Annotated in this window: 11 protein-coding genes; 7 read left to right on the top strand and 4 right to left on the bottom strand. The window is 70.8% G+C overall.

Annotated features, from left to right (window positions below):
• Window positions 1–20: 20 nt before the first annotated feature.
• From ACIBBD_RS29330 to ACIBBD_RS29360, 7 genes are all read left to right on the top strand, one after another.
• Window positions 21–1,280, top strand: coding sequence for an MFS transporter (locus ACIBBD_RS29330; protein ID WP_399422560.1), 1,260 nt, complete (start codon window positions 21–23; stop codon window positions 1,278–1,280).
• A 37-nt stretch (window positions 1,281–1,317) separates the two neighbouring features.
• Window positions 1,318–2,085 (top strand): SDR family NAD(P)-dependent oxidoreductase, encoded by a 768-nt coding sequence (locus ACIBBD_RS29335; RefSeq protein WP_399422561.1) that lies wholly within the window; start codon window positions 1,318–1,320, stop codon window positions 2,083–2,085.
• A 158-nt stretch (window positions 2,086–2,243) separates the two neighbouring features.
• Entirely contained in the window at window positions 2,244–2,891 is a 648-nt protein-coding gene (locus ACIBBD_RS29340) for a (2Fe-2S)-binding protein (RefSeq protein ID WP_399422562.1), read from the top strand.
• Between the two features lie 12 nt (window positions 2,892–2,903).
• Window positions 2,904–3,884 (top strand): FAD binding domain-containing protein, encoded by a 981-nt coding sequence (locus tag ACIBBD_RS29345; RefSeq protein ID WP_399422563.1) that lies wholly within the window; start codon window positions 2,904–2,906, stop codon window positions 3,882–3,884.
• A complete protein-coding gene (locus ACIBBD_RS29350) occupies window positions 3,881–6,076 on the top strand; it encodes a xanthine dehydrogenase family protein molybdopterin-binding subunit (RefSeq protein ID WP_399422564.1) in 2,196 nt (731 codons plus the stop codon). Before ACIBBD_RS29345 ends, ACIBBD_RS29350 begins: the two co-directional genes overlap by 4 nt.
• Window positions 6,077–6,227: 151 nt before the next feature.
• Window positions 6,228–7,391 carry an XdhC family protein gene (locus ACIBBD_RS29355; protein WP_399422565.1) on the top strand — a complete coding sequence of 388 codons (1,164 nt, stop codon included), beginning with the start codon at window positions 6,228–6,230 and terminating at the stop codon, window positions 7,389–7,391.
• Window positions 7,392–7,405: 14 nt separating this feature from the next.
• Entirely contained in the window at window positions 7,406–7,948 is a 543-nt protein-coding gene (locus ACIBBD_RS29360; protein WP_399422566.1) for a GNAT family N-acetyltransferase, read from the top strand.
• A 44-nt stretch (window positions 7,949–7,992) separates the two neighbouring features.
• On the opposite strand, the gene ACIBBD_RS29365 is transcribed toward ACIBBD_RS29360, so the two are convergent.
• The 4 genes from ACIBBD_RS29365 to ACIBBD_RS29380 form a co-directional block, all read right to left on the bottom strand.
• Window positions 7,993–8,727 carry a hypothetical protein gene (locus tag ACIBBD_RS29365; RefSeq protein ID WP_399422567.1) on the bottom strand — a complete coding sequence of 245 codons (735 nt, stop codon included), beginning with the start codon at window positions 8,725–8,727 and terminating at the stop codon, window positions 7,993–7,995.
• Window positions 8,728–8,790: 63 nt separating this feature from the next.
• Entirely contained in the window at window positions 8,791–9,375 is a 585-nt protein-coding gene (locus ACIBBD_RS29370) for a YdeI family protein (protein WP_399422568.1), read from the bottom strand.
• A 753-nt stretch (window positions 9,376–10,128) separates the two neighbouring features.
• Window positions 10,129–10,419, bottom strand: coding sequence for a hypothetical protein (locus tag ACIBBD_RS29375; RefSeq protein WP_399422569.1), 291 nt, complete (start codon window positions 10,417–10,419; stop codon window positions 10,129–10,131).
• Between the two features lie 798 nt (window positions 10,420–11,217).
• Window positions 11,218–12,672, bottom strand: coding sequence for an alpha/beta hydrolase family protein (locus ACIBBD_RS29380; RefSeq protein ID WP_399422570.1), 1,455 nt, complete (start codon window positions 12,670–12,672; stop codon window positions 11,218–11,220).
• Window positions 12,673–12,900 lie beyond the last annotated feature (228 nt).

The raw sequence follows: 12,900 nt of genomic DNA on the forward strand, positions 1-12,900 counted from the left end.
GTACGGGAAGAAGCTTTCGCATGCCCTCCGCCACCGGGTCCGCCCCCGACCGACTGCCCTTCGTCGTCTGGGTGCTCGCCGCCGGCACGTTCCTGATGGGCACCACCGAGTTCGTCATCGCAGGGCTCCTGCCCGAGATGGCCGCCGACCTGAACGTGAGCGTGTCGCACGCCGGCCTGCTGATCACCGCATTCGCCGTCGGCATGATCGTCGGCGGGCCCACGATGGCCATGGCCACCCTGCGCCTGCCCCGGCGCCACACCCTCGTCGGCGCGCTGGTCGTCTTCGCGGTGGGGCACGCCGTCGCCACGCTCAGTACTTCCTTCACCGTCGTGCTCACCGCCCGCGTGGTGACCGCCCTGGCCACCGGCGCGTTCTGGGCCGTCGGCTTCGTCATCGCCACCACCACCGCCGGGCCCGCGAGCGCCACGCGGGCGGTCGGCGTCATGATGGGCGGCCTCACGCTGGCCAACGTCGTCGGCGTGCCGATCGGCTCGTTCGTCGGCCACTACACCGGCTGGCGCGGCCCCTTCTGGGCGCTGGCCGTCCTCGCCACCCTGGCCGCCGCCTTCGTCGGCCGGTTCATCCCCCGTACCGAGCAGCGGGCCGAGGTGTCGGTGCGGGCCGAGTTCAGGACCCTCGGGCAGGGACGGCTGTGGCTGGCGCTCGGCGCTGCCGTGCTGATCATGGGCGGGGTCCTGGCGACGTACACCTACATCACACCGCTGCTGACCGAACGGGCGGGCATCCCGGCCGGCGCCGTGCCGCTGGTCCTGATCGCCTTCGGTATCGGCGCGCTGAGCGGAACCGCCATCGGCGGCCACCTCGGGGACAGCCGCCCGATGACCACGACGATCACCGCGGCGGCGGCCACCGCCCTCATCCTGCTGGCCCTGGTCCCGGCCTCGAACAGCCCGGTGGCCGCGATCGCCCTGGTCTTCGGCATGGCACTGACCGGATTCACCGTCAACCCGGTCGTCACCTCCCTCGCCGTCCGCTTCGCCGGGGACGCGCCCACCCTCACCTCGGCGCTGACCACCTCCGCGTACAACACCGGCATCGCCGCGGGTTCGGCCCTCGCGGGCCAGGCTCTGGACTCCTCGCTCGGGCTCACCGGACCAGCCCTGACCGGCGCAGTCCTCGCCGCACTCACCCTGCTGCCACTGATCGCCCTCGCCCTCAGCGGCACCACCCGCCCCTCCCGGATCGTCGCCCACCACACCACCGGCACCGGCGAGCCGCAGCAGGCAGCCGATGCAACCGCGACGACCGCACGCTGAACTCCACGTCCGCACACCTTGGTCGGGAGCACCCGTCATGAACCCCACCTACGACTTCTCCGGACAGGTCGCCTTCGTCACCGGTGCCAGCTCCGGCATGGGCCTGGCAACCGCCCGCGCCTTCGCCGCCTCGGGGGCCGCCGTCACGCTCGCCGATATCAACGAGGACGCCGTGAACGCCGCCGCCAAGCAGCTCGCCGATGACGGCCACCAGGTCCTCGCGCTGGTCTGCGACGTCTCCGACGAGGACCAGGTCGCTGCTGCCGTCGACCGCACCGTGAAGACGTTCGGGCGGCTCGATGTGGCCTACAACAACGCCGGCATCATGCCCCCGCCCACCGACGCCGCCGACGAGAGCGCGGAGCAGTTCGACCGCGTCCAGGCCATCAACCTGCGCGGCATCTGGGCGAGCGTGAAGCACGAACTGCGCCACATGCGCGCCCAGGGCAGCGGGGCCATCGTCAACTGCTCCTCCCTGGGCGGTCTGGTCGGCAACCCCGGCCGCGCCGCCTACCACGCCACCAAGCACGGGGTGATGGGCCTGACCAAGAGCGCCGCCCTCGAATACGGCTCCCGCGGTGTCCGTGTCAACGCCGTCTGTCCCGGCACGATCAGCACCCCGATGGTCGACGCCATGGTCGAAGGCGGAGAACTCGACCGCAGCCAGGCCGAATCGGGCCAGGCCATCGACCGGCTGGGTACCGCCGACGAGATCGCCCAAGCCGTGCTGTGGCTGTGCAGCGACGGCGCCAGCTACGTCACCGGCATCGCCCTGCCCGTCGACGGCGGCTACACCGCCCAGTAACCGCTTCCGGCCGGGTAGTCACGACGCCTGGCTCTCGCTCTCGTACGAGCCGAACTAGCGCGACCCTCCTGGGCGCCAGGAGGCGGTGGGGCCCTGCCCCCCCGCACGGGCGCCACCGCTGTGTCGACCCCCTGTCCACGACGCGAAGGTCTCCCCACATGCCCACCGAACCCGTCCCACACGAATCCGTAGCCGGGACCGCCGAGCCGGAGTCGCGTACAGCGCCGACCCGGCGCACCTTCATCGCCACCGGTACGGCCGTCGGCACCGCCGTGGCCGCCGGCGGCGTCCTCGGAACCGACCTCCTGGCCCAGCCCGAGGCGACAGCCGCCGCCTCGGCGCCCTCCAGCCGCCTCACCGTGACTGTCAACGGCACCCGCCACACGGTCACGGTCGACAACCGCACCTCCCTGCTGGACCTGCTGCGCGAGCACCTGGGACTGACCGGCTCGAAGAAGGGCTGCGACGCCGGCGCCTGCGGGGCCTGCACCGTCCTGGTCGACGGCCGCCGCCAGAACGCATGCCTCACCCTCGCCGTGCGGACGCAAGGAGCCGAGGTCACCACGATCGAGGGCCTGGCCGACGGCGACCAACTCCACCCGCTGCAAGAGGCGTTCATCGACCAGGACGCCTTCCAGTGCGGCTACTGCACCCCGGGCCAGATCCTCTCCGGCGTCGCCTGCATCCAGGAGGGCCACACCGGCTCCCGGGAGGAGATCGCCGAGTGGATGAGCGGCAACATCTGCCGCTGCGGCTGCTACCCGAAGATCGTGAACGCCGTCCAGCAGGCCGCCGGAAAGAAGTGAGGACCGCCGCCCATGCATCCCTTCACCTACACCCGCGCCGCCAGCACACGTGAGGCCCTGACCGCCGGACGGCGCGGCGGCCGGTACATCGCCGGGGGCACCACCCTGGTCGACCTCATGCGCGAAGGCGTCGAGCACCCCGACACCGTTATCGACATCAGCGCCCTGCCCCTGGACGAGATCCGGGCCACCGAGCGCGGCGGCCTGCACCTAGGCGCACTGGTGACCATGGCCCAGGCCGCCGCCCACCCCACGGTCCGCACCCTGTTCCCGGTCATCTCCCAGGCACTCGAGCTGAGCGCGTCGGCCCAGTTGCGGAACATGGCCACCATCGGCGGGAACGTCATGCAGCGCACTCGCTGCACCTATTTCCGCGACGTCACCGCAGCCTGCAACAAACGCGACCCCGGCAGCGGCTGCGCGGCCCGCGACGGGTACAACCGCACCCACGCGATCCTCGGCACCTCCACGGCATGCGTGGCCACGCACCCCTCCGACGCCGCCGTCGCCTTCGCCGCCCTCGGAGCCAGCATCCACCTGCTCGGACCCGACGGCGAACGCCAACTGCCCTTCGCCGACTTCCTGCTGCGCCCCGGCCGCACCCCGCATCGTGAACAAGCCCTGCGAAAGGGCGAGTTGATCACCGGGGTCCAGATTCCGGCGCTGCCGCGCCCGCTGGCCTCCGGCTATCTGAAGGTCCGCGACCGGCAGTCCTACGAGTTCGCCCTCACCTCGGCCGCCGTCGCCCTGCACATACGGCGCGGCGTGATCCTCGAGGCGAAGGTCGCTGCCGGCGGGGTCGGCACCGTCCCCTGGAAACTGCCCGCGGTCGAGGACCGCCTCATCGGTGAACGGCCCTCCGCCGCCCTGTGGAAGGCCGCCGCGAAGAAGGCGGCGGACGGGGCGCGCCCGCTCGCCCACAACCGGTTCAAGGTCGAGCTGCTTGAGCGGACCGTCGAACGCCAGCTGCGCATCGTTGGAGGACACGCATGAGCCCGCAGCCGCAGGCCGCCGTCGGCGCTCCGCTCTCCCGCGTGGACGGCCGCCTCAAGGTCACCGGCCAGGCCCGTTACGCCGCCGAGCACGACATCGAGGGCACCGTGCACGGGGTCATCGTCGACGCGAGCACAGGCCGCGGCCGTATCACCGCGATCGACACCCGCCAGGCCGAAGCACATGCCGGGGTGCTGCGGGTGCTTCACCACGGCAACACGCCGAAACTCCCGTACCGCGACAACGCCGCCTCGAACAACCCGCCCGGGGATCGGCTACGGGTCTTCCAGGACGACCGGGTCCTCTTCCATGGCCAGCCCGTCGCCGTCGTGATCGCCACCACCCTGGAGGCCGCCCAGCACGGGGCCCGCCTGGTCAAGATCGAATACCAGGCCGAGAAACCCGACACCGACCTGAGCGACGCCATACCCGACAAGCCCACCACCTACGCCCGCGGCGACGCCGAGGCCGCCCTGCGCAAGGCCCCGGTGCGCCTGGACCTGAGCTACCGCACGGCCCGCAACCACCACAATCCGATGGAGCCGCACGCCACCGTCGCCCGCTGGGAGGGTGGCAAGCTCACCGTCTGGGACAAGACCCAGTGGGTGGTCGGCACCCAGACCGAACTGGCCGCCGTGTTCGGGCTGCCCCTGGACTCGGTTCGGGTCATCTCCCCGTTCGTCGGGGGCGCGTTCGGCACCGGACTGCGCTGCTGGCCCCACACCACCATCGCCGCGCTCGCCGCCCGGACGGTCAAGCGCCCCGTGAAACTGGTCCTCAGCCGCCGCCAGATGTACTTCGGCAACGGGTTCCGCCCCGCCTACGCGTACCGGCTGCGCCTGGGCAGCGACCGCCGCGGCCGGCTCACCGCCGCACTCCACGAGATGGACGGCGAGACCTCCTCGTACGAGACGTTCACCGAAGCCGTCATGACGCCCGGACAGATGCTTTACAGCACGCCGAACGTCCGCCAGGCGTACCGCACGGTGCCGCTGGATGTGAACACGCCGATCTGGATGCGGGGCCCCGGCTTCGCCAATGCCTCCTACGTCATCGAGTCGGCCATGGACGAACTCGCCGACAGGCTCGGCATCGACCCGATCGAGCTGCGTCAGCGCAACGAACCCTCCGAGGACGAGTCCTCGGGACTGCCGTTCTCCACCCGCCGCCTGCGCGAGTGCTACACCACCGGCGCCCGCGAGTTCGGCTGGCACCGCCGCTCGGCGAGGCCGCGCTCGCGCCGCGAGGGGGACTGGTTGATCGGCATGGGCATGGCCGCCGGTGTCTACGACACCGCCCGCGCCACCGCCCGGGCACACGTCCGCCTGGACGCCGACGGCACCGCCACGGTGGAAGCCGCCGCCAGCGACATGGGGCCGGGCACCTACACCTCCCAGACCCAGGTCGCCGCCGACGCCCTCGGCCTGACCATGCGCACCGTCACCTTCCGCCTCGGCGACTCCCTCTACCCGCCGACCCCGCCGCACGGCGGGTCCATGACCATGGCCAGCGTCGGCTCCGCCGTCCTCGACGGCTGCAACCGCGTCCGCGACAACGCCATCAAACTGGCCACCGAAGACCCGGACTCACCACTCCACGGCACGGACCCGAACGACATCGTCGTGCGCGGCGGACGGCTCCACGTGAAGAACAACCCTGCCCGCGGCGAGACCTACCGCGCCCTGCTCACCCGCAACCAGCGCACCCACCTCGAAGCCCAGGGCACCTTCACCGGACCCGAAGGGAAACCACGGCACTCCTTCTTCGCCTACAACGCCACCTTCGCCGAAGTCGCCGTCGACGCGACCCTCGGCCTCGTCCGCGTACGGCGCATGCTCGGCGTGTACGACGCCGGCCGCATCATCAGCCCCAAACTCGCCCACAGCCAAGCCATCGGCGGCATCACCGGCGGCATCGGCACCGCCTTGCTCGAACACACCGTCACCGACCCCCGCGACGGCCGCACCGCCAACGCGAACCTCGCCGACTACCTCGTCCCCGTCAACGCCGACGTCCCCGACATCCAGGCCATATACCTCGACGGCGAAGACCGCGAAGCCGACCCCCTCGGCGTCAAGGGACTCGGCGAAGTCGTCCACGTCGGTGTCGCCCCCGCCATCGCCAACGCCGTCTTCAACGCCACCGGCCGCCGCATCCGCCAACTCCCCATCACCGCCGACGCCCTTCTCTGACCGACCATCGCCCGCATCCACATGGGTGCACCACGAACGTCCGGCAGCGCCCGCCCCACGGTCTGCCGGACAGGGCCGCCGCCGTACCCGCCCCCGTGGGGAACGGCGGCGGCCCGCCCCATCCGCCCATCTCCCGCGACGGAGAACCCTCATGCTGAACATCGCGGACACGCTGCACACCTGGTGCCGCGAACAACGCCCCTTCGCCCTGGCCACCATCACCGCCGTCACCGGCAGCGCACCCCTCCCCATCGGAACCTCCCTCGCCGTCGACGACACCGGCCACGTCGTCGGCAGCATCTCCGGCGGCTGCGTCGAAGCAGCCGCCTACGACCTGTGCCGCCAGATCTTGGACGAGAAGGGCGGCGCGCGCCAGGAACGCTTCGGATACTCCGACGACGACGCCTTCGCCGTCGGCCTCACCTGCGGCGGCGAACTCGACGTCCTCATCCAGCACATCGCCCCCGACGTGCATCCCCACCTCGACCGCGCCCTCAATGCCGCCGTCGAGGGCCGCCCGACCGCCGTGGCACAGGTCATCGACGGCCCCGCACCGCTGCTGGGATCCTTGATGTCACTGGACGCCGACGGGCACCCGGTGGGCGACAGCATCGCCGATCCCCGGACGAACGCGGTGATCACCGACCGGACCCGCGCCCAGCTCCGTACGGGCCGCACCGCCCGCATCCCCCTCAGCGGCAGCACCGACACCTGCCCCGAAGAGCTCACCGTCCTCGTCCACGTCGCGGCCCCCGCACCCCGCATGCTGATCTTCGGAGCCGTCGACTTCGCCGCCGCGCTCACCCAGGCCGGCCGCTTCCTCGGCTACCACGTCACCGTCTGCGACGCCCGCCCCGTCTTCGCCACCACGATCCGCTTCCCTCACGCCGACGAAGTCGTGGTGGACTGGCCCCACCGCTACCTGGAACGCACGACGGTCGATGCCCGCACCGCGGTATGCGTCCTCACCCACGACCCCAAGTTCGACATCCCACTGCTGAAGCGGGCACTGCGCATGCCGGTCGGCTACGTCGGGGCCATGGGATCCCGCCGCACCCACCACACACGCGTGGGTCTCCTCCGCGACGCCGGACTCCCCGAGGACCAACTGGCTCAGCTGCGATCCCCGATCGGTCTTGACCTCGGAGCGCGCACACCCGAAGAAACCGCCATCTCCATCACCGCAGAGATCATCGCCCACACCCACGGTGCCACCGGCCGACCCCTCGCGCACGGCCACGGGGCCATTCACCCGCCGCCCCGCCCTGCGTTCGCGACAGGGCCTGGTGAGGATGGCGGAGAGCCCATTTCGTGATCCAGAATGATCGGATGGTCACGCTGGAGACTCCCCGTTTGATCCTGCGTCGCTGGCGTGAGGAAGACGTTGCGCCCATGGCTGCCGTCCAAGCCGACCCCGAGGTCATGCGGTGGATCCGTGACGGCAGCGTCCGTGACGAACAGCAGACTCGCGGCGGGATCCAGACATGGGAGAGCGAGTGGGAGGCACAGGGCTTCGGCCTGTTCGCCGTGGAGATACGGTCCACTGGCGAGCTGGCCGGGTTCACCGGCCTTTCGGTGCCCGACTTCTTGCCGGAGGTGCTGCCGGCGGTCGAGGTCGGCTGGCGGCTGGGACGTTCCCACTGGGGGCAGGGCTTGGCCACCGAGGCCGCTGCGGCCGCGGTACGGTTCGGGTTCGAAGAGCGAGGGCTGGAGCGGATCGTCAGCATCACTCAAGTGGGCAACGACGCCTCCGAACGGATCATGACCAAACTGGGGATGCATCTGGTCCGTGAGACCGTCAGTCCCACCGGCGGTCGGCGAGTACGGGTGTTCGAGTTGTCGTCGGACCAGTACGTCACCACCACTTGTTGATCGCTGCAACGAAGACGGTGGCCTCGTAGCGGACCGCGCGACGCTCACGAGGCCGTCCAGCCATGCCTGGTGGCCGTTGAGCGTCGGGTTCGGCCGCTCCCGGCAAGCGCCGCGGCGGGCCGGCCGATCTGCGTCTCCTGGGTCAGGATCCTCACCCGGCCGCCCGGCAGGTCCTCCACCAGCCAGGCGTGCAGCACGTCCAGCCGCTCCTCGGGCGTGCCGTCCTGCTTCGCGGTCCACGACAGGCGCCCGGGCATGCCCTGGGCGGGGTCCTGGAACTCGACGACGCGGGCGTCCAGGGGCGGGAAGCCGAAGGTGCCGAGGCTGAAGACGATGTCCTTCTTCAGCTCGGGGCCACCGTTCTGCGGGAAGGGGATGTCGGCGACGTTGTCGTAGTACGACTCCCAGGTCGAGGTGTCCACGAGATAGCGCCACACCTGGGCGGCGTCCTCGTCGTCGCGCTCAAGGACAAGGGCGTCCCAGTCCCCGAGATCGCCAAGGAGCAACTGCGGACGCTGCGGACGTCGGGCGGCGAAGTCGGCGAAGTGGTCGGACGGTCCGGTCTGCCGGACCTGCTCGGCCCACAACCCGAGGATGTTGTTGCCGGACTGGCGAACGTCCAGGTGCTGCGTCCCCTCGGTGGGGTGGAACTCGGTGCCGAACCAGGTCGGCTGGCCGCTTTCGCCCCGTGGACGGCGCGGCCTGTGCTGCTTGTGACGTCCCAGCTGTGCCTCGCAGACGTAACCCTGTGCACGGGCCGATCGGTCCGCCGAACCCACAACCGGCGGCCTGGTGATCGCGCCGGGGCACAGCACCAGCGGTCCGGGAGTTCCACGGAACGATCACCCTTCACCCGCCTGCCGCCCCTCCGCCAGGTCTCGTACCGCCCGCTCCAGCCGTGTCTGCCGAGTCTCCGGCGTCGTGGCCTGGAGCAGCGGGAGCATCACGAGGTAGCGAGTGGTCCGGTCGAGCGCGTCGAAGGCCGCACGCGCCGCCGGTTCCGCGGCGAGCGCCGCAGCAAGGTCGTCCGGGACCGCGGCTGTCGCTTGCGGTGCGTATGCGCGGTCCCAGCGGCCGTCCTCCTGCGCCCGTTGGACCTCGGCGAGGCCGGGCTCTCGCATGCGGCCCGCCGTCGCCAGCGCCGCGACCTTCTCGACATTCACCCGCGACCACAGGCTCCTCGGTCGCCGTGGCCCGTACTTCTGCAGGTAATACCGGTCGTCCAAGCCCCGACGCTGCCCGGAGATCCAGCCCCAGCACAGTCCCACGTCGACCAGTTCGTCAGCCGTGACCGACGCGATCCCTGACGCCTTCTTCGCCACCTTGACCCACACGCCTTCGCGGCGGGTGTGGTGCTCGGCCAGCCAGTCCTCAAAGGCCGCCGCATCCGGGAACGCGATGACTTCCACCCCGTTGAGCTTCTCCATGCGGGCCAGGCTAGCCCGGCCGCCCCCGGCGAACCTTCCGGTCACAGCCCTCGTACTGCGAGGGTGCTTGCCGTGACTGCTGACTGGTTCGGTCGCTGGTGTGGTGATGGGTGGGGGCCTTGCTGATGCGAGCGCTGCCGCGGCGAGCGGCGGTGCGAGCACGTCGGGCAGCCGGTGCGCCGCGAAGTCGACGAGCCCGAGCAGCACGCCGGCCGGGGCCAGTGGCAGCCGGACCACCAACTCGGGGCGGGCCCCTGCGGCGGCGGCCGGCAGAGCTCAGATCACGGCCGACACGGAGGCGGTGGAGGCACGGAGAGCCGGTGCGGCACGGGGTGTGAGCACGCCCGAGTCGCGACCCCATACGGCGGCGGCCGTGATGGTCAGCAACGTCTCCGTTGGACGGAACCTATGCTCAGCCGCCCTTTGCTCACGTTCAGGTGCCGTTCGAACGTGTTCGCCCGCCGGCTGCTGATCGGTCACGGCCTCCGGCGCCGTGATGGCCCTGTCCTTTGTACGTCATCTGTCTCTCTGGGGAGGGGACCGCACTCCCGGTTCGCCAGTCCTCCCAGCCCACGACAGGAGGTCCAACGCTGAGGCTACGTGTGCGCGGGCGTGGGATCATCGGCAGGCAAAGTCTTGGCGCCTCCCGGGACTGCTTGCCGGGACGTCGGCTGCCCTGCTCCGGGGCGCGCTCCCCGCGGCGACAAGGGGCATCGACACCGCTCGCACCACGGTTCGCCACGAACGCCAAGCTCAGGATTTGCCAACGGCCTCGGCGACGGTGTCGGCACTGGCCGCTTCGTCCTGCGCCATGCCAAGGAAGCGCCGGATCGCTTCGACCGGCATATCGAGCCCCTCGGACGCGGACTGCTCGTCGCCGAACACCTGCACTGCCTCGGTGACGGCCACAGCCAGTTCGATCTCTGCCTTGCGGGCCTTGGCCTCAGCCTTGTCCACGGTGTCGACCACTGCCAGCTGGCGGCGCTGCTTCTCCTGAAGTCTCTGCTTACGGGAAAGGGTCTTGTCAGAGCTCTGCACAGACATGACCAAGATCATAATCAGTCGCGCACCTACTCATGAAATCGGCAACTGACCTCAGCTGCCGGGGCGTTCGTGGCTCAGGGGCTCGGCATCGTGGGCCTCGTCAAGCTGTGGTCTTCATCAGGCGGAGCCTGTGCTCAGGTGCGTTCAGTACAGTCCTTCGGGGTTGTGGCCAGGGCGCGCGCCGATGTGCCCGGCCGACACCTGCTCCGCGAGGTCGGCGGCCTCCTTGGCGGTGAACCGTAGGGACAGGCCACTTGCAGGTAGCCGGCCACGGCCGTCGCGCGGAAGAGCTGGTTACTGTGCTCCGGCTCCGGAACCAAGGGCAGTGAGTGGAACAGGGCAGCGGCACGGTGATGCGGCCGGGGGTCAACGGCCGCGGGTTCACCGACTAAGAGCTCCGGACAGAAGGGAGTCCGATCAGCTCGCGGCGTCCGGTGCGTGCGATCGCAAGGCGCCGGGAGGTCCTGGTAGCGGAGCTACCAGGACCTCCCGGTAACGCGGCGAGCGTGCGTGCAGGGCGTCGCGAGCCGGACGCTCCTTTTGTCCGGAGCTCTCAAGCGCCTTCCGCCTCCCTCTTCTCCGAGCTGCCCGTTCCCCACCGGTTCTCCCTCAGGCCGCGCTGCTCGGCCCGGCTCCGGGAGGCAATACGCCTCACGATCGACAGGACGGCCCGCCGTCCGGCCGGTTACGGACCGGACGCCACCCCTTCTGTCGGCTCCGGCGCTTCAGACGCGAGGGCCTGGTCAATCCGGCTGGCGCGGGGAACGGCCGTGCCGTCGGCTGCCGCGACACAGCTGATCAACGGCTGTTGCCCGGGCGGTAGACGCTGAGATCGCCGTAGGCCGACAGAACGCCGGCCAGGTCACCGGGTTTGTGCCGCAGGGTGGCGTCCAGGAAGGCGAGGGTGGTCGCGGCGACGACGTGCGGGCTTTCGGTGCGGCCCAGGGATCCGGTTATCGAGGGCACAGGCGGCAGGTACAGGGGGCCGTCCATGAAGGTGAGGTGCGCGGCGCCGGGGATGGTGAGCCGGTAGCTCGTCGCGGTGCTGAGCTTGAGGGCCTTGGTGAGGCGGGGTATGTAGCGCGGGTCGGTTCCGGGGGTGATGGCCTGGGTGAGAGCGAGCGTCGGCTGATGGAGGGAGGGGGACGTGGGGCCGTGGGGGTAGCCGTCCAGATCTATGACGGCGTCGAACCGGTGGTCCTGCCGGGCTGCCTGCAGGGCGGCAGCACCACCCATGGAGTGGCCGATGACCGCGACCCGGCTGGTGTCCAGGCGTCCGGTCAGCGGGCCGGCGATCTCACCTCGGCCTGGACGGTCCAGCCGGGTGAGGACGAAGCTGAGGTCGGCCGCCCGAACGGCCGTCCAGCCGGCCGACAGCGCGGCGTCCTTGTCCCGGTCGCCGGTGGAGGCGGTCCTGGTGTGAATCGTTCGGCCGTCGGTGAGGACGACGGCCGCGGAGTCGTACGGGTGGTCGAGGCCTGCGACCAGATAGCCGTGGCTGGCCAGTTCCTCCGCCCAGGCGGTGTTCTGGGTGCGCACTCCGCCCGATCCGGGAGAGAACAGCACGACCGGGAACCGTCCGCCCGTGTCGGCCACCGGGGCGTTGAAGACCGAATGGGTGTGGGCATGCGGGACGCCGTCCACCAGGAAGCCAGGCAGGCCGACCTCGCGGGCGAGGGCGTCGGAAACGGTGCGCGCCTCGTGCTCCGTGCGTCCGAGGTACTGGGCCCGCTGCGTGCCTGCGGGGCTCTTCTGCGCGGGGTACCAGAGCTGGACCACGACCGTGCGCCGGTCGTGCGGATCGGCGGTGAAGTTCTCGGGGCGGCGTGGGTCGGTCCACTGCACCACGCGGGTGCCGACCGCGAAACGGCCCGACGGCTCGGGGAACAGAGGTACAGGAAAGGCCCAGGCGGCCACCGGGCCCGTGGCGATCAGGCCGACGCAGGCCACCGACCCCGGCAACGCCAGCCACCATCGGGCCCGCCACGCCGGCTGGCCCGTACGGCGTCGCAGCAGCGGAGAGAGGGCGAACGGGAACGCGACGGCAGCGCCAGCCAGTACCGGCAGCACCTGCCAGCGGATCCCCACCACACTCAGCACGATCGCGGACAGCACGAGAACCGTCCCCGCCGCGATCGTGACGCGTGGGCGGGCAGCGGGGGGAAGCCAGCGCGCCGCCACCAGCGCGACGGCACCTAGCGAGGCAAGGAGTTCCAGAGGGGACATGTACAGCCCCGCGATGATCTCGGTCACCCCGCCATCCTCAGGGCGGACACGCGATGCCACATCGATCCCGGGTCGCCAAAAGCATGCGACCGGAGTCGCAGTCCGAGGCATGTCCCCGTGCGACTGGAGTCTCATCCAGGCATCCCGCTGTGCGACCGGAGTCGCAATCGGGCACGCCAGGTGAACGGCCGCTTTGCGACCGCGGAAGGCAGTGGGACTCCTCCTGCGGTCGTACCTCGGCGCGCTGCCATCAGA

Source organism: Streptomyces sp. NPDC051315 (assembly GCF_044455165.1).
In the GTDB taxonomy this organism is placed as follows: Bacteria; Actinomycetota; Actinomycetes; order Streptomycetales; family Streptomycetaceae; genus Streptomyces.

Excerpts from the sequence above, each read along its gene's own strand:
- ACIBBD_RS29375 (WP_399422569.1), bottom strand. The coding sequence starts at position 10,419 with ATGTCTGTGCAGAGCTCTGACAAGACCCTTTCCCGTAAGCAGAGACTT.
- ACIBBD_RS29335 (WP_399422561.1), top strand. The coding sequence starts at position 1,318 with ATGAACCCCACCTACGACTTCTCCGGACAGGTCGCCTTCGTCACCGGT.
- ACIBBD_RS29345 (WP_399422563.1), top strand. The coding sequence starts at position 2,904 with ATGCATCCCTTCACCTACACCCGCGCCGCCAGCACACGTGAGGCCCTG.
- ACIBBD_RS29340 (WP_399422562.1), top strand. The coding sequence starts at position 2,244 with ATGCCCACCGAACCCGTCCCACACGAATCCGTAGCCGGGACCGCCGAG.
- ACIBBD_RS29370 (WP_399422568.1), bottom strand. The coding sequence starts at position 9,375 with ATGGAGAAGCTCAACGGGGTGGAAGTCATCGCGTTCCCGGATGCGGCG.
- ACIBBD_RS29350 (WP_399422564.1), top strand. The coding sequence starts at position 3,881 with ATGAGCCCGCAGCCGCAGGCCGCCGTCGGCGCTCCGCTCTCCCGCGTG.
- ACIBBD_RS29355 (WP_399422565.1), top strand. The coding sequence starts at position 6,228 with ATGCTGAACATCGCGGACACGCTGCACACCTGGTGCCGCGAACAACGC.
- ACIBBD_RS29360 (WP_399422566.1), top strand. The coding sequence starts at position 7,406 with ATGGTCACGCTGGAGACTCCCCGTTTGATCCTGCGTCGCTGGCGTGAG.
- ACIBBD_RS29330 (WP_399422560.1), top strand. The coding sequence starts at position 21 with ATGCCCTCCGCCACCGGGTCCGCCCCCGACCGACTGCCCTTCGTCGTC.